This is a genomic window from Flavobacterium sp. UBA7682 (assembly GCF_002482945.1).
In the GTDB taxonomy this organism is placed as follows: domain Bacteria; phylum Bacteroidota; class Bacteroidia; order Flavobacteriales; family Flavobacteriaceae; genus Flavobacterium.
Genome location: NZ_DLGY01000051.1, coordinates 97,697 through 114,915, shown reverse-complemented (window position 1 = coordinate 114,915; position 17,219 = coordinate 97,697). Strand labels below are relative to the sequence as shown.

The window sequence follows — 17,219 nt, the reverse complement described above, 5'->3', positions numbered from 1 at the left end:
GCTGATTTGTAATCAGCAGGTCGTGGGTTCGAGTCCCTCTGCCGGCTCAATAGGAAAACCATCACTGAAAAGTGGTGGTTTTTTGTTTTTATCCAAATTAGGACGAGAAGTTTATCCCGAACGCAGATTCGGGAAGTCCTTTTGCCAGCTCAATAAGAAAACCATCACTGAAAAGGGGTGGTTTTTTGTTTTTAGGTCAATCAATATTTTAAAAAACTTTTTTGTAAATCATTTCTATTCGTATCTTTATCGGCTGTCAAAAAATGAATGACAGTTAGAAATTAGTCTAAAAAATAGTTTAAAAAAATAGTTTATGTGCGCTACAAAACATAATGAATTCATGCAGGAAGCCATCAACCTGTCAATCGAAAATGTAAAATCAGGTAAAGGCGGTCCTTTTGGTGCCGTAATTGTAAAAGATGGTCAAATAATCGCTCGCGGTGCGAATGGCGTAACTTCTACCAATGATCCTACAGCCCATGCTGAGGTTGTGGCCATCAGAAATGCTTGCGCTGTATTAGGAACTTTTCAACTTGATGGGTGCGAAATTTACACGAGTTGCGAACCTTGTCCAATGTGTTTGGGTGCGATTTATTGGGCGAGACCTGATAAAATGTATTTCGCCAATACCAAAAAAGATGCTGCAGATATCCAATTCGATGATCAATTTATCTACGAAGAATTAGAATTACCTTACCAAAATCGAAAACTGCAAACCGAGCAAATGATGCGTGAAGAAGCTTTAGAAGCTTTCCAATTATGGTCAAAAAGCGTTGCTAAAGTAGAATATTAATTCGAGAGCTTTTATGATTCAATTTCTCCTAAATCAACGATTAATCACTACCGACAAACCAGCGAGTACAACCTTGTTGGATTTTATTCGTTATGATGAAAATCTGCGCGGTACAAAAATCGGTTGTCGCGAAGGCGATTGCGGTGCTTGTACAATTTTAATCGGCTCGCTAAAAAACGGCAAAATGGAATACATCAGTGCCACTTCTTGCTTAACGCCATTGCCAAACGCTCACGGAAAACACATCGTCACCGTGGAAGGAACTAATCTTATAGACAAACTCAATCAAGCGCAACAAGCCATGGTTGATTGTTCCGGAACGCAATGTGGTTTCTGTACACCGGGATTTATCAACTCGATGAGCGGTTATGCACTGACTTGTTCTCAAGTAACTTTGGAAAATGCCATCAGCGCGATTGACGGAAACATTTGTCGATGCACGGGTTACAAATCGATTGAAAGAGCCGCCGCAAAGTTTACAGAGAAATTAGAAAATAAAGACCAACAAAATCCTTTACATTGGTTGGTAGCCAATGAATTTATTCCGGAATACTTTTTAGAAGTCCCAAAAAGAATAGAAGCAATTCAAAACAAAGTATACAGTTCAAATGGACAAGTCGCAATTGGTGGCGGAACTGATTTATATGTTCAAAAACATGACGAATTACACGACATCGATTTGGATTACTTATTCGATAAAAAAGAATTAAACGGCATTACTTTTAGTGGCAATATTTGTACCCTAAAATCTTCAGCAACGGTTACCGATTTAATGGATAATAAAGCGTTGTTGAATGCAATTCCAAATTGGTACAATTACTTAAAATTATTATCATCTACACCAATTCGAAACATTGCCACCATCGCCGGAAACATCGCTAACGGTTCGCCGATAGGAGATTTTACGATTATCCTTTTGGCTATGAAAGCAAAACTAACATTGACCAATAAAGAAAAGGTAAGCCGTCAAGTAGCGTTAAAAGATTTTTATTTAGGCTACAAAACCTTAGATAAAAAGGCAGACGAAATCATTACGGAAATCACTTTTGAAGTTCCAAAAAATGGAACAAAATTCAATTTTGAAAAAGTATGTAAACGTCAGTATTTAGATATAGCGAGTGTAAATACTGCAATCACAATTACTGTAAATGGAAATGTAATTAATGATGCTCAGATTTCAATTGGCGGCGTTGGACCAATTCCGAAGTATTTAGCTAAAACCAATGCCTTTTTGGTCGGAAAAGAGTTGAATATCGCTACGTTAAAAGAAGTCGAAACCATTTTACAAACCGAATTGTCACCCATCAGCGATGCACGTGGCACTGAAACTTACAAAAGATTATTGGCGCGCCAATTGTTCTTCGCGCATTTCCTCACATTATTTCCGGAAACCTTTAAAATGGACGACTTAGTATGATCAATATAGACGCACACAACCACGTAAAAGGAAAGTCAATCTACTTAGATGACATTCAGGAAATACAAGGAACGCTATATGCTTTGCCGTTTGATTCGACTGTAGCTCATGCTAAAATCAATAGTGTTGATTTGCAACAAGCACTGAATCGCAAAGGAATTGTCACGATTTTAACTGCCAAAGATGTTCCTGGTTTAAACCAAATCGGAGGCATTATTCCTGACGAACCCTTATTTGCAGAAGATGAAGTTCATTTCCGCGGACAAGTTATCGCTTTGATTGTAGGTAAATCGGAACACGATTGCCGAATGGCGGCCAAATTAATCAAAGTCGATTACGAAGAGTTACCCATAATTGTTGATCCAAGAGAAGCACAAGCCAAAGGTAAATTAATCATGCCAGCGAGAAGTTTCAAACTCGGTAATACTGCCGAAGCTTGGTCACAATGCGAACACATTATCGAAGGCCGAAGCGATGTCAACGGACAAGAACATTTATACATTGAAACACAAGGTGCTTACGCTCGTCCAAAAGAAGATGGCAGCATTATTATATCATCTTCAACGCAAGGACCAACAGCTGTGCAAAGAATGGTTGCGCAAGTTTTAGGTATTCCAATGCACAAAATTGAAATCGACACCGTTCGTTTAGGCGGCGGTTTTGGTGGAAAAGAAGACCAAGCAACACCGTGGGCTGTAATGGTTGCTCTGGCGGCGCAACATTTACACAAACCAGTGAAAATGGCAATGCACCGCATGGACGATATGCGCATGACCGGAAAACGTCATCCTTATTCGGCCGATTTTAAAATTGGGCTAACTAAAGATTTAAAAATATTAGCCTACGAAGTAACACATTATCAGAATGCCGGCGCCGCTGCAGATTTATCGCCAGCGGTTATGGAAAGAACTTTGTTCCATTCCACCAATGCGTATTTTGTTCCGAATGTGATGGCAAAGGCTTACAGTTGTAAAACCAATTTACCACCAAATACCGCATTTCGTGGCTTTGGCGGACCACAAGGAAAATTCGTCATTGAAGCTGCGATTGTCAAAGCCGCTGAAACTTTAGACATCAATCCGGCTGAAATTCAAAGAGCGAATTTGGTCAAAGACGGTGATGAGTTATCTTATGGTCAGATTTTGCAACAAGTCGAAGCGACCAATGCTTGGGAAACCTGCATGAAAAACTATGATTATGAAAGCCAAAAGAAAAGGGTAGAAGAATTCAATAACAATAATACCAGATTCAAAAAAGGCTTAGCAATCCAACCGATTTGTTTCGGAATTTCGTTTACCAATACGATGATGAACCACGCTCGGGCTTTGGTACACATTTACCACGATGGAAGCGTTGTCGTAAGTACCGGTGCAGTAGAAATGGGTCAAGGTGTGAATACCAAAATGCTGCAAATTGTAGTAGAAACTTTTGGCATTCAACCGTCCAAAGTTCGCATTGAATCTACCAATACTTTGCGTGTTGCCAATACTTCTCCAACAGCCGCCAGCGCTGGAGCAGACCTAAACGGGAAAGCTTTGCAAATGGCTTGTAACGCTTTGTTGGAACGATTAAAAGCAGTTGCTCAAAAAGAATATACAGACCAAATTATCGAACTGAAAGACGAAATGGTCTATGCCAATGAAACTAAAACGGAAGTCACTTGGAATGCTTTAATCACAAGAGCATTTACGCAGCGTGTCGCACTTTCGGAAAATGCTCATTACGCAACACCAACGATTCATTACGACAAAACCAAAGAAAAAGGCCATCCGTTTGCCTATCACGTTTACGGAACTGCCATTCATGAAGTGACCGTCGATTGTTTGAAAGGAACTTATGATTTTGATAGTGTGAATATCGTTCACGATTTCGGGCAAAGTATGAACCCAACGATTGACAATGGTCAAATCGAAGGCGGTTTAGTGCAAGGAATCGGCTGGATGACATTGGAAGAAATCATTTATAACGACCAAGGACGATTGGTTTCAAACGCGTTATCGACATACAAAGTGCCTGATATTTATTCGGTGCCCAAAGTGATTAACATACAACATTTGGAAACCGAAGGCCATGAATTGGCAATAAAGAAATCTAAAGCCGTTGGCGAACCGCCATTGATGTACGGAATCGGAGCGTATTTTGCGATTCGAAATGCAGTGAAAGCATTCAATCCTGAAGCTGATTTGGCTGTTAATGCACCGTATACGCCTGAAAAGGTATTGATGGATTTATATCAAAAAGCATAAACTAAAACTCTTTTGTTTATGGTGGTCGATTTCTATAAAAAGCTTTTAACGGTACTAAAAGACGAATCCAGATTGGTCTTAATGATTGTTATTGCCAATGAAGGCAGCAGTCCGGGACGAAAAGGTTTTAAAATGTTGGTGACCAAAAACCAAATGTACGGCACTATTGGTGGCGGCATCATGGAACACAAAATGGTGGAATTGGCTGAAAGTCTTTTGGATAAACCAAAGTTCGAACCTTTTATCAAACACCAAATCCACGACAAATTCGCACCCAAAGACCAATCCGGCATGATTTGTTCAGGCCAACAAACAATTGCTTTTTATGATATTAACACGGATTTTATACCAACGGTAGCCCAAATCATTTTAGAAGACAACTGTTGGATTTCTTATTCCAATTTAGATATTTCGGTCAATGTAGAAACGACTGAAACTCCCGAATGGCTTTTCAAAGAAAAAAATGTATTAACTCAAAAAGTCTATATCATTGGCGGTGGACATGTTGGTTTGGCGTTAAGTGAAGTCTTATCCCAACTTGATTTCGAATTGCATTTGCTCGATCATCGCGAGAATTTGAATACAATGCAAGCCAATGACTTTGTGCAATCCAAACAAGTAATCGATTTTGAAACGATAGAAAATCATATTCCAGAAGGCGATGATATTTATGTTGTAATCATGTCTTTTGGCTATCGAACCGATGATGTTATTATCCGACGTTTATTGGACAAAAACTTCAAATACATAGGAATGCTAGGAAGCGTTACCAAAATTGAAACCTTGTTCAAAAACCTTGAAGTCGATGGTTTTGCTAAAGAAAAAATCACCAAAGTTCACGCACCAATTGGCTTGAATATCAAAAGTGAAACCACTCAAGAAATCGCCATCAGCATTGCGGCCCAACTAATCCAAATCAGAAACCAAAACCGATGATATCGATAGCCGAAGCCTTTTCCATTCTAGAAAATCTCAATTATTCACTCCGAGTAGTTGAAGTTTCGTTATTGGAATCTCGGAATCACATTTTGGCGGAAACCTTGTGTTCTCCAATCAATATGCCGCCATTTCGGCAAGCGACGATGGATGGTTTTGCGTTGTCATTACAGGATAATCTAGAATATGAAATTGTAGGTGAAGTCAAAGCCGGCGATATTTTCAACCAAGTATTGAAACCTGGACAAGCCATAAAAATTTTCACCGGTGCTTCAGTTCCTCATTCGGCGCAAGCCGTCATTCAAATCGAGAAAGTAAGCGTTGAAAATTCGACTCTGAAACTTCAAGAGAATATAAAGCCCGAAACCAATGTTCGCCCAAAAGGCGCACAGATTTCAGAGAATGATATCGCTTTAAAAAAAGGCACTTTCCTCAATACAGCTGCTGTAGGTTTCTTAGCCGGATTGGGTTTTGACAAAGTCAAAGTCTATCAAAAACCGACCGTGGCAATCATCGTCACCGGAAATGAATTGGTCGAAATGGGAAACCCTTTACCCGAAGGAAAAGTCTATAACAGCAACACAATTATGCTCCAAACGGCTTTGCTGAATGCAAATTTTGAACGCATTAAAACCTATCAAGTTGGAGACGATTTTAAAAGTACCAAAACCATTTTGGAACAAGCCATTGCTGAAAACGATGTTGTCTTAGTTTCCGGCGGTATTTCTGTTGGCGATTATGATTTTGTGGGCAAAGCTTTAGAAAGTTTGGAAGTGGAAACCTTGTTTTACAAAGTCAATCAAAAACCCGGAAAGCCATTATTCGCGGGGAAAAAAGAAAATAAAATGATCTTTGCTTTACCAGGGAATCCGGCTGCGAGCCTGACTTGTTTTTATATTTATGTGCTGCCAACATTACAAAAATATTCTGGGATTTCAGCTTCATTTGGTTTAACATTGGAGAAAAATATCACTCACGATTTTGTCGTCGATAATCCGAGAGCACAGTTTTTAAAAGCTTTGGTCTCCAATGAAGAGGTTGCAATATTGTCTCACCAAGATTCAGCGATGTTAAATTCTTTTGCAAACGCGAATGCTTTGGTTTTTTTACCCGAGGGGAAATACGAAGTTCGTCAAAGTGATAAGGTTCTTGTTTACACTATTTAGTATATTTACAATACATTAATTTTTTTTCCAAAATGTTTGTCAGCGATCTAATTCAATCTCCGTTATTGCTTGTGCTTTTAGCAGTCGTTGCATTTTTATATGCAAGCGTTGGACATGGCGGCGCAAGCGGATATTTGGCTTTGATGAGTTTGTTTGCCTTTCCGGTGACTTTTATGAAACCGACTGCTTTGGTCCTGAATATATTGGTCTCCGCGATTTCGTTTTACTTTTTTTACCGCGAAAAGAAGTTTGAATGGAAATTGTTTTATCCGTTTGCAATCACCTCAATTCCGTTTTCTTTTTTAGGCGGAATGGTTACTATTGAAACCCATTGGTATAAAATCATTTTAGCCACAGTTTTAGTCTTCGCGGTAGCCAGATTGTTAGGATTGTTTGGTAAAGAAAAACTAGTGCGAAAACCAATGAATATACCTTTGGCTTTATTTATTGGAGCTACAATCGGATTTTTATCAGGATTGATTGGCATTGGCGGTGGTATTATTTTGAGTCCGGTTTTGTTGCTTTTAGGATGGGCCAATTTCAAACAAACGGCAGCCGTTTCTGCGTTGTTTATTTTGGTCAATTCCATTTCGGGACTTTTCGGCTTTGTAGCTCAAGGCGGAATATTACCAATTTCTTCAACGCCGATAATAGTTGTGGTTTTGGTTGGCGGAATTCTTGGGGCATATTATGGAAGTAAAAAATTCAATACACATACTTTGAGAACTGTCTTGGCTTTTGTGTTGGGCATCGCGATTTTAAAATTATATACAACCTAACTATGAAAATAAAATGTCCGGTAAAATATTATGGAATTATCAGTGATATTGTTGATATGGATGCAGATATTGCTGAGTTTAACGGCGATATTCCAACCTTGAACGATTTAAGAGTAACGCTTGAAGATGCCTTTCCCGATATGAAAGAAGTGAATTATTTGTTCGCTGTCAATCAAACACTGGTTTCGGATATGGCATTGGTGTTAAAAAACAATGATGAGATTGCCTTATTACCGGCATTTTCCGGAGGCTAATTCGAAATATAAATGCAAAGTAAAAGATACGACAAACAGATCCAACTGACCGAAATCGGTGTTTCAGGTCAGGAAAAACTCTCCAAGGCTAAAGTTTTAGTCATTGGCGCCGGTGGTTTGGGTTGTCCGGTTTTGCAAAATTTAGCCGCTGCCGGTGTTGGAAATATCGGAATTGTAGATGGCGATGTAATCGCAGAAACCAATTTACATCGACAGTTTTTATATTCTATGAACGACGTTGGAAGCAAGAAAGTTACTGTTGCTAAAGAAGTCGTTTTTAGACAAAATCCTGATGTAAACATAGTAGTTTATCCCAAATATTTCACCAGTCAAAATGCTTTTGAAATTGTCTCCGATTACCAAATCATAGTCGATTGCACCGATGATAATGCAACTCGTTATTTGATAAACGACATCGCTTTGGTCAAAAACATTCCGATGGTTTATGCGTCGATTCACAAATTTGAAGGCCAACTTTCGGTGTTTAATTACCAAAACGGGCCAACTTATCGCTGTTTGTTTCCCGAAAGTGAAGCATTGAAAAAGAGTGTCAATTGCAATGACAGCGGCGTTTTAGGCGTTTTGCCGAATATGTTGGGTGTAATGCAAGCCAATGAAGTGCTGAAGATTATTCTCGGTATTGGCGTAGTGTTAAACGGAAAATTGTTGTTGTACAATGGTTTGAATAATTATTTTCAAACTATCGATTTTTCAGGAAATGAAATCGAAAAAGAAAAAGGAATCCAAAACGGATTGGCGGTTTTAAATCAAATTTTAAATATTGGTGTAGGCGTTATTTCCGCTAATAATTTCTTAATCGAATTGACTAAAGAAAGCAATGTGGTGATTGACATCAGAGAAAGTTATGAAGCACCAAAATTAGAAATCGAAAATATCAACCATATTCCATTAGCCCAATTAGATGATTTTCTTAAGGGTATTGAACGAAATAAAAAAATAATCCTATTTTGTCAAGAAGGCAATAGAAGTAAACTGACCGGTGACTATTTAATCAAAAATGGCTTTGCCAATGTCCATCATCTTTCAAACGGCATTGAATCATTGCTCAAAAAGAATATATAAATGAATACTGAAAAAGCTAAAAAAACTTGTTTCATCAATGGATCAATTTCCGCAGAGTTCATCGGAAATTCGATTGCGAAACATCAATCTAAAACCACGATTGGCGCACACAATATTTTCTTGGGACAAGTTCGTGCCGATGAGATCGAAGGAAAAGAAGTGGTAGCCATTGATTATACTGCCTACGAAGAAATGGCTACAACCACTTTAAATGAAATTAGAGAAGCGGCTTTCGCCAAATATGAGGTAACTTGTATGCACATTTACCACAGTTTAGGATTGGTCAAAGCAGGCGAAATTTGTTTGTTCATTTTCGTTTCAGCACCAAGGCGAAAAGTGGTTTTTGAAGCTTTAGAATTTTTAGTAGAAGAAATAAAAGCGAAAGTGCCGGTTTTTGGCAAAGAAATCTTCGAGGACGAAACTTATACTTGGAAAAAAAACACTTAAAATGGTCGACATCACTCACAAAATCACAACTCTCAGAACTGCAACAGCGCAAGCGATTGTAAAAGTGGGTTCTGCGGAAACCATACAAGCCATTTTGGACAAAAAAGTACCAAAAGGCGATGTGTTGGAAGTGGCCAGAACCGCCGGATTATTTGCTGTAAAAAACACTGCAAGTGTCATTCCCGATTGCCATCCGATGCCGATTGAATATACCGGAATTCACTTCGAATGTTTCGAAGATTTTATCGAAATTCAAGTCTGTGTCAAAACGATTTACAAAACCGGTGTTGAGGTCGAAGCCATGCACAGCGCATCAATCGTGGCGCTAACGATGTATGATATGTTGAAACCCATTGACAAAAATGTCGAAATTTCTACCATAAAATTGCTTCACAAAAAAGGTGGCAAATCTGATTTTGGTGCTAATGAAAACCACAACCTTTCCGTTGCCGTAATCGTTTGTTCCGATAGTGTTTCGGCCGGAACCAAAAAAGATACATCCGGAAAAGGCATTACGGAAAAATTAGAAAAACTAGGATTAATAGTTTCTCAATACGACATCATTCCGGATAAAGTTTCCGAAATCCAAACCAGTATCGAAAGTCTTTGTGTCCAAAAAACAGATTTAATCATCCTAACCGGTGGTACAGGATTATCGCATAAAGACGTAACGCCTGAAGCGGTAATTCCTTTATTAGACCGAAGAATTCCGGGCATTGAAGAAGCAATTCGCTCTTACGGGCAAGAAAGAACACCATTGGCTATGTTATCGCGAAGTGTGGTCGGATTCAAAGGCGATACGCTGATTATGGCTTTGCCGGGTTCGGTTGGCGGTGCTTCGGAATCGATTGATGCGGTGTTTCCATCCGTTTTGCATTTGTTTAAATTATTGAACGGATTCGACCATGGAAAATAATTTCGATTTGCAGGATTCTTTTGGGCGTGAACACAACTATTTGCGCATTTCGATTACGGAACACTGTAATTTGAGATGCAGTTATTGCATGCCGGAAGAAGGTATTGCGCTGACGACAAAATCCCATTTGATGACTGCCGAAGAAATTATTTATATGGCCAAAACTTTTGTCAGTTATGGTGTAACCAAAATCAGATTGACCGGTGGCGAACCTTTGGTACGAAAAGATGCAGCAGCGATTATTCAGGAATTAGGAAAACTCGGCGTTGATTTGAGTATCACTACGAATGGAATTTTAGTGCCCAATTTCATCACAACTTTTAAAGAAGCCAATATCAAAAACATCAACATCAGCATTGATAGTTTGGTCAAAGAAAAATTCAATAAAATCACCCGAAGAAATTACTTCGAGACGGTTTTTGACAATATAGATTTACTGATTCAGGAAGGCTTTAAAGTCAGGCTGAATGTAGTTTTGATCAAAGAATTCAATGATGATGAAATCCTTGATTTTATTAAGTTGACTAAAGATAAAAATATCAAAATTCGTTTTATCGAATTCATGCCTTTCAGCGGTAACCAATGGGATAAAACTAAATTGGTTTCTTATGCCGAAATCATGGAAATTATTCAATCCGAATATGCTTTTAGCGAAATAGAAAGACTTGTTGATGCGCCCAATGACACGGCTAAGAATTTCAAAATCAAATCTTATTTAGGCAGTTTTGCCGTAATTAGTTCGGTGACGAATCCGTTTTGCAGCACTTGTAACCGCATTCGTTTAACCGCTGATGGCAAATTGAAAAACTGTTTGTTCTCCAATTCTGAAACTTCTTTATTGGAAACGTTACGCGCCGGAGCATCCATTTTACCTTTGATTCAACAAAATTTATTATCCAAAAAAGCCGTTCGCGCCGGTATGGATGACGATCTCAAATTCCAAAATCCCGAACTGTTTTCCCAGAACAGAAGTATGATTGCCATTGGTGGATAATTTTCAAATCAATATTCTTTAATAAAACTTGTAATTTTTTTAATAAAATCTATATTTGTAGGTTCGCTTATAAGAAAAATTCAATTTTATAACATTGCAAGAAAGAAAAATATACAGTCAGAACGTTTGGGTTGGCGGTAAGTTACAACCCGCCACGGTTTGTTTCCAAAACGGGACGATTTCCAACATCCATTTTGACAAACAAAATAGCGCGGAAGATTTGGGTGATTTGGTTATTATGCCAGGCGTTATTGACGTTCACGTACATGTAAATGAACCAGGAAGAACCGAATGGGAAGGATTTGAAACCGCCACTCAAGCCGCGGCTGCCGGAGGAACAACTTCAATTATCGACATGCCTTTGAACGCCAGTCCGGTGACGATTACTTTGGAGGCGCTTCAGCAAAAAATGGAATCGACTAAAGGCAAAATGAATGTCAACGTGGGTTTTTATGCCGGATTGGTTCCGGGAAATGCATCCCATTTAGAAGCGATGATTAAAGCCGGAATTGTTGGGGTAAAATGTTTTTTAACGCATTCCGGAATCGATGAATTTCCCAATGTGACTGAAAAAGATTTAGACCAAGCGATGCCGATTATGGCGAAATACAATTTGCCATTGTTAGCACATTGTGAATTGTATGCCAATGAAGTAGAATGCGATTTTGAAAACCATCCAACGAGCTACCGACATTATTTAGCCAGTCGACCAAAGCATTGGGAAAATGAGGCGATAGCATTGATGATTCGCAAGTGTCGTGAGCACAATTGCCCAGTGCACATTGTTCATGTCTCTTCTGCGGAAGCTTTGAGCCAAATTGAAGCCGCCAAAAAAGAAGGCTTACCAATCACCGCCGAAACGTGTACGCAATACATTTACTTCAACGCAGAAGACATTCCGGACGCAAGTTGCATATACAAATGTGCGCCACCCATTCGGGAGAAAGCCAATAATGACCAATTGAAGCAAGCTTTCCTTTCAGGGGTTTTAGATTTTATCACGACAGACCATTCGCCTGCGCCACCGAATATCAAAGAAATGGAAAGCGGGAATTTAAAAAAAGCTTGGGGTGGCATTGCCGGTATTCAGTTTTTACTAAACGGTTCTTGGACTGCGATGAAAGATATAATGACATTGGAACAATTTATACCATTGGTTACCTCAAAACCGGCGGAGTTTATAAAGGCAAAGAGAAAAGGAAAAATAGCAATAGGAAATGACGCTGATTTTGTGATTTGGAATCCTGCAGCAAGCCAAATCATCAAAGAAGAAGAGATTCTTTTCAGATATAAAATAAGTCCGTATATCGGACAAAACTTAAACGGAATTGTTTCGGAAACCATTGTGAATGGCGAAACGGTTTACCAAAATAAATCAATAAGAAATAAAAATAAAGGACAATGGCTTTTGCAAAAGTAACAGAGATAATCAAAGAATCACCGGCATTTACACAACTAACCGACTTAGCGGCAGAACGTTTGGGCGGAAAGGTTTTGTATGCGACAGATGATTTTTTTGCCGAAAAAGAAAACTTAATTTTACCAACACGCGGTGTATTTATCGCCGACAAATATACCGATCGAGGCAAATGGATGGACGGTTGGGAAAGCCGCCGCAAAAGAACTCCGGGACATGATTGGGCCATTATCCAATTAGCGACTTCGGGAAAAATTACCGGATTTGACATTGATACTAATTTCTTTTTGGGAAATCATCCACCGCATGCTTCGATTGAAGCTATTTATATAGATAATGCTACTGATATTACGGATTGGGAGAATTTAGCATGGAAAGAAATTCTACCTAAATCCCATTTAGATGCCGGTTCACAAAATTTCTATGAATGCGAAAGCGATGAAATTTTTACGCATTTGCGTTTGCACATTTATCCTGATGGTGGCGTAGCACGTTTCAGAGTTTACGGCGAAGTTTTTAAAAATTGGGAGACTTTCGACGCTTCTCAAGAAATTGATTTGGCAGCAGCAATCAACGGCGGTCAGGCGATTGCTTGTAACGATATGTTTTTTAGCGCGATGGGCAATTTGATTATACCGAATCGCGGCGCCAATATGGGCGACGGTTGGGAAACCAAAAGAAACCGAACACCTAATAACAGAGATTGGGTAATTTTAAAATTAGCGCATAAAGGAATTGTAGACCGTATTATTGTTGATACTTGCCATTTTAAAGGCAATTATCCTGATAGTTGTTCGATTGAAGCTTGTGTTTTCAATACTGATGAAGTGATAAATTCGGATTGGAAATTACTTTTGCCGCAACAAAAGTTAAGTGCAGATAATATTCATGAGTTCATTTCAGAAGTAAATACTTTAGGTGCGATAACACATATTCGTTTAAATATTTTCCCTGACGGTGGCGTAAGCCGATTAAGAATCTTTGGTAAAATCAATAAATAATAGCTTTGAATACTTTTATACTAATTGTTTTGTATGTGATTTACTTCAGCGTGTTAATCCTGCTGGGTTATGTTTCGTATAAAATGCCGAAAATAAAAGTGACCAAATCAGAAACCGAAGAAACCGAAGAAATTAAAAATACCAGTCAAAATTATATTTATACCGGAATTTTATTAGCGATCGTTGGGATTTTGGTCAATACCTATATTTTGGTACAAGGCACGCCATTGGAAAGTCATTTGATGGAATGGCTTAATATCGTCATTCGATTGCTGCACATTACTTTCGGAATTGCTTGGATTGGCGCATCATTTTATTTTGTATTCTTAGAGAATGCCTTAAATAGGACAGAAGACGTAAGAGACGAATTGGCGGGAAATCTCTGGGCGGTTCACGGTGGCGGATTTTATTATTTGGAGAAATACAAAGTCGCGCCCAAGACGATTCCAAAACATTTGCATTGGTTCAAATATGAAGCTTATTTTACTTGGCTTTCGGGTTTTTGTTTGTTGTTTGTGGTGTATTATTTTAATGCTTCCGCTTTCTTAATAGACAAAAACGTAATGGACATTTCTGCGACACAAGGGATCTTAACCGGTATCGGGTCGTTCGTTGTCGGATGGATTATTTATGACCAAATGTGTAAATCCGGTTTAATCAAAAATCAATTCTGGTTTTCGATTATTGGTTTTATTCTTCTGATTGCGTTTGCTTGGTTTTATTGTCAAGTGTTTAGTGCGAGAGCGGCGTATATTCATTTCGGAGCAATGATTGGCAGTTTGATGGTCGCCAATGTGTTTTTTGTGATTATTCCGGGACAAAAGGAAATGGTGCGTTGTGCCAAATTGGGCATTCCATTAGATCCGAGTTTGGGTAAAAAAGCCTTAGCGCGATCCTTGCACAATAACTATTTTACATTGCCGGTGTTGTTTGTCATGGTCAGCAATCACTTTCCATCGACTTTCGGGTATGAATATCCGTGGGTAGTTTTGGCGATTATTTCGCTCGGTGCAGCAGGCGTCAAGCACTATTTGAATTTAAAAGAAAAGAAAGAACTCAATGTTTGGATTTTGCCGGTTTCGGTGGTGATACTTTTAGCGGCTTGTTTTATTACGGCGCCCAGTACGAATCCAACCGAATGTAAAACACAAGTCAGCATCACAGAAGTGCAAACCATTATTGAGAAGCGTTGCGTGCAATGTCATTCTTCGGCACCGACTGATGATACGTATAAAGTCGCGCCGAATGGTGTAAAATATGATACGCCGGAAGACATTGTAAAGAAAAAAGAGTTAATTATGCAAAGGGTTATATTGACCAAAACAATGCCGCAGAATAATAAAACCAACATGACCGAAGAGGAACGCAATATTATTCGTTGTTGGATCGAACAAGGAGCGAGCCTTAAATAAATTGAGCTTATGACATTAGCAACTTTTAATACTTTAGATAAAGAAACTGCAAAGCAATATTTATTTGCTTGTTGTGGTTCCGATAAATGGGCGTCCGCCATGATGTCGCATTTTCCGTTTGCTTCCGAAAAACAATTGGTAGATTTGTCGGCTTCCATTTGGTACGATGACTGTGGTGAAACCGATTGGAGAGAATCCTTCACACACCATCCGAAAATTGGTGATGTCAAAAGTTTGACCGAAAAATTTGCCGGCAAAGAACAAGCCGGAGTTGCCGTGGCGAAGCAAGAAACGATTCAAAATTTGGCGAAAGCCAACACGGATTATGAAGCCAAAAATGGTTTTATTTTCATCGTTTGTGCCACCGGAAAATCCGCCGATGAAATGCTGCAACTGCTGTTGGATAGATTAAAAAATACACCCGAAGAAGAATTGCACATTGCGATGGGCGAACAACAAAAAATTTCCATCATTCGGTTCAAAAAATTACTGACCGATGGCGATTTTAGTTTTCTGAAAGTAAGCCAAATCACGACACACGTTTTAGACACCGCTGTTGGTTTACCCGGAAAAAACATTTCTATTCGTTTACAAGCTAAAAGAAACAATGTTTGGCAAACCATTGCGCAAGGAATCACCAATGCCGACGGCAGAATTCCCGATTTATTACCACAAGAAAAAAACCTAAAACCAGATACTTACAAAATGGTTTTCGACACCGGAAGCTATTATGCCACCCAAAACCTAAAAACGTTTTATCCCGAAGTGGAAATCCTTTTCAATACTTTTGATGAAACGCATTATCATGTTCCGTTGTTAGTCAATCCTTTTGGATATAGCACTTACCGCGGTAGCTAAAACTCATAATTCATAACTCATAACTCATAACTCAAATGACAATTCCTTCCCATAAAAAAGAACAATTGTTCCAAAATTTATCTCAGGCGAACAATACTTTTAACGAAATATATCCCGGAGACCGAAGCGACCGGCAACCGGTTCATACTTTATACGGAGGAGCGAATCTTTTCAAATCTGATGCGCCAATTGCCTTAGGACATCGAGCTTTGGAAATTTTAGAAACCTATGCGCCAAATCATGAAGTGTTCGGAAAAGCTTTTGGCTTAACCGGCGGCAATGATTTTAATAAACGCATTTATGATAAGGTCGTGGCCAAATTAAAATCGGAAGCTATAGAAGATTTTCGCATCGATTTTGAAGATGGTTACGGCAATCGCAGCAATGAAGAAGAAGATGCAACGGCTGTAACCGCAGCAAAAGAAGTCGCTAAAGGTATGGCAGACAAAACCCTTTCACCATTCATCGGAATCCGAATCAAACCGTTTACAGAGGAAATGAAAGAACGTGGTTTGAGAACCTTAGATATTTTTGTTTCTACTTTAGTAAAGGAAACCAACGGCAAATTACCGGAGAATTTTGTGGTCATGTTACCCAAAGTCACCATACCGGAACAACCCGAAACTTTGGCCAATTTCTTTACGATTTTAGAAGAAGAATTAGGTTTAGCCAAAGGCATCCTGAAAATGGAAATGATGGTTGAAACCACACAAGCTATCATGGATATTAACGGTACTAATCCATTATACAGATTCATCAAAGCGGCTCAAGGTCGTTGTGTTGCAATGCATTTTGGAACTTATGATTATACCGCAAGTTGTAGTATCACAGCGAAATACCAAGAAATGGATCATCCCGTTTGTGACTTTGCACACCATATGACCAAAGTAGCTTTAGCACATACCGGAATCTGGTTAAGCGACGGCGCAACGAACACGATGCCCATCGGTCCGCACCGTGGCGATTTGACTGCCGAACAGGAAGAAGAAAACCGTCAAGTCGTTCACCGAGCTTGGAAAAAAGGATATGACCACATTCGTCACTCGTTATGGAACGGCTATTATCAAGGTTGGGATTTAAATCCGGCGCAGTTTCCTATGCGTTATGCGGCTGTTTATGCTTTCTTTTTAGAAAGTTATGACGATGCCGTCGACCGCTTGAAAACTTTTGTAGATAAAGCAGCACGTGCCACTCTAATCGGAGACGTATTTGACGATGCGGCAACTGGTCAAGGTTTATTGAATTATTTCCTCAGAGCCTTAAATAGTGGCGCCATAACGGAAGAAGAAGTTTTAGTAACCGGCTTGACAATAGAAGAAATTCGCGGTCGTTCTTTTAAGAAGATTTTAGAGAACCGAGCTAAAAAGTAGCTTTCTACACCGGATCGGATTTAAAATCCGGTCCGGTTTATCAGTGCTTCAAATTAGAACACCACTTTCCTAAGTTAAAATTGCACAATCCTTGTCGAGAATCGTACAATCCTTATCAAGAATCGTACAA

The 17,219-nt window shown here is 39.1% G+C and carries 16 protein-coding genes; all 16 read left to right on the top strand.

Annotated features, from left to right (window positions below):
* Positions 1-313 precede the first annotated feature (313 nt).
* The 16 genes from B3C16_RS16415 (at position 314) to B3C16_RS16340 (ending at position 17,089) form a co-directional block, all read left to right on the top strand.
* Positions 314-793, top strand: a complete 480-nt coding sequence (locus B3C16_RS16415) for a nucleoside deaminase (RefSeq protein WP_199717115.1) — start codon at positions 314-316, stop codon at positions 791-793.
* 13 nt (positions 794-806) lie between these two features.
* Positions 807-2,210, top strand: coding sequence for an FAD binding domain-containing protein (locus tag B3C16_RS16410; protein WP_291133421.1), 1,404 nt, complete (start codon positions 807-809; stop codon positions 2,208-2,210).
* On the top strand, positions 2,207-4,456 hold the full coding sequence (locus tag B3C16_RS16405; RefSeq protein ID WP_291133419.1) for a xanthine dehydrogenase molybdopterin binding subunit: 2,250 nt from the start codon (positions 2,207-2,209) through the stop codon (positions 4,454-4,456). The genes B3C16_RS16410 and B3C16_RS16405 overlap by 4 nt, the downstream gene beginning before the upstream one ends.
* A gap of 18 nt (positions 4,457-4,474) precedes the next feature.
* Positions 4,475-5,392, top strand: a complete 918-nt coding sequence (locus B3C16_RS16400; RefSeq protein WP_291133417.1) for an XdhC family protein — start codon at positions 4,475-4,477, stop codon at positions 5,390-5,392.
* Positions 5,389-6,558, top strand: coding sequence for a gephyrin-like molybdotransferase Glp (glp, locus tag B3C16_RS16395; RefSeq protein WP_291133415.1), 1,170 nt, complete (start codon positions 5,389-5,391; stop codon positions 6,556-6,558). Before B3C16_RS16400 ends, glp begins: the two co-directional genes overlap by 4 nt.
* Positions 6,559-6,590: 32 nt before the next feature.
* Entirely contained in the window at positions 6,591-7,337 is a 747-nt protein-coding gene (locus B3C16_RS16390) for a sulfite exporter TauE/SafE family protein (protein WP_291133413.1), read from the top strand.
* Positions 7,338-7,339: 2 nt separating this feature from the next.
* Positions 7,340-7,591, top strand: a complete 252-nt coding sequence (locus B3C16_RS16385; RefSeq protein WP_121313014.1) for a MoaD/ThiS family protein — start codon at positions 7,340-7,342, stop codon at positions 7,589-7,591.
* Between the two features lie 12 nt (positions 7,592-7,603).
* Entirely contained in the window at positions 7,604-8,674 is a 1,071-nt protein-coding gene (locus B3C16_RS16380) for a HesA/MoeB/ThiF family protein (RefSeq protein ID WP_291133411.1), read from the top strand.
* Positions 8,675-9,121 carry a molybdenum cofactor biosynthesis protein MoaE gene (locus B3C16_RS16375; protein ID WP_291133409.1) on the top strand — a complete coding sequence of 149 codons (447 nt, stop codon included), beginning with the start codon at positions 8,675-8,677 and terminating at the stop codon, positions 9,119-9,121.
* A gap of 1 nt (position 9,122) precedes the next feature.
* On the top strand, positions 9,123-10,037 hold the full coding sequence (gene moaCB / locus B3C16_RS16370; RefSeq protein WP_291133407.1) for a bifunctional molybdenum cofactor biosynthesis protein MoaC/MoaB: 915 nt from the start codon (positions 9,123-9,125) through the stop codon (positions 10,035-10,037).
* The gene (gene moaA, locus B3C16_RS16365; protein WP_291133405.1) at positions 10,027-11,031 is read left to right on the top strand and encodes a GTP 3',8-cyclase MoaA; all 1,005 of its coding nucleotides are present in this window, start codon (positions 10,027-10,029) and stop codon (positions 11,029-11,031) included. The genes moaCB and moaA overlap by 11 nt, the downstream gene beginning before the upstream one ends.
* 94 nt (positions 11,032-11,125) lie before the next feature.
* Complete coding sequence (gene allB, locus B3C16_RS16360) at positions 11,126-12,451, top strand: allantoinase AllB (RefSeq protein ID WP_291133403.1); 1,326 nt, start codon at positions 11,126-11,128, stop codon at positions 12,449-12,451.
* Positions 12,433-13,449: an allantoicase gene (gene alc, locus B3C16_RS16355; protein ID WP_291133401.1), complete on the top strand. Its 1,017-nt coding sequence runs from the start codon at positions 12,433-12,435 to the stop codon at positions 13,447-13,449. The genes allB and alc overlap by 19 nt, the downstream gene beginning before the upstream one ends.
* A gap of 83 nt (positions 13,450-13,532) precedes the next feature.
* Positions 13,533-14,861: a urate hydroxylase PuuD gene (locus tag B3C16_RS16350; RefSeq protein WP_291133399.1), complete on the top strand. Its 1,329-nt coding sequence runs from the start codon at positions 13,533-13,535 to the stop codon at positions 14,859-14,861.
* Positions 14,862-14,870: 9 nt separating this feature from the next.
* Positions 14,871-15,719, top strand: coding sequence for a 2-oxo-4-hydroxy-4-carboxy-5-ureidoimidazoline decarboxylase (uraD, locus tag B3C16_RS16345; protein ID WP_291133397.1), 849 nt, complete (start codon positions 14,871-14,873; stop codon positions 15,717-15,719).
* 35 nt (positions 15,720-15,754) lie between these two features.
* On the top strand, positions 15,755-17,089 hold the full coding sequence (locus tag B3C16_RS16340) for a DUF6986 family protein (RefSeq protein WP_291133395.1): 1,335 nt from the start codon (positions 15,755-15,757) through the stop codon (positions 17,087-17,089).
* Positions 17,090-17,219 lie beyond the last annotated feature (130 nt).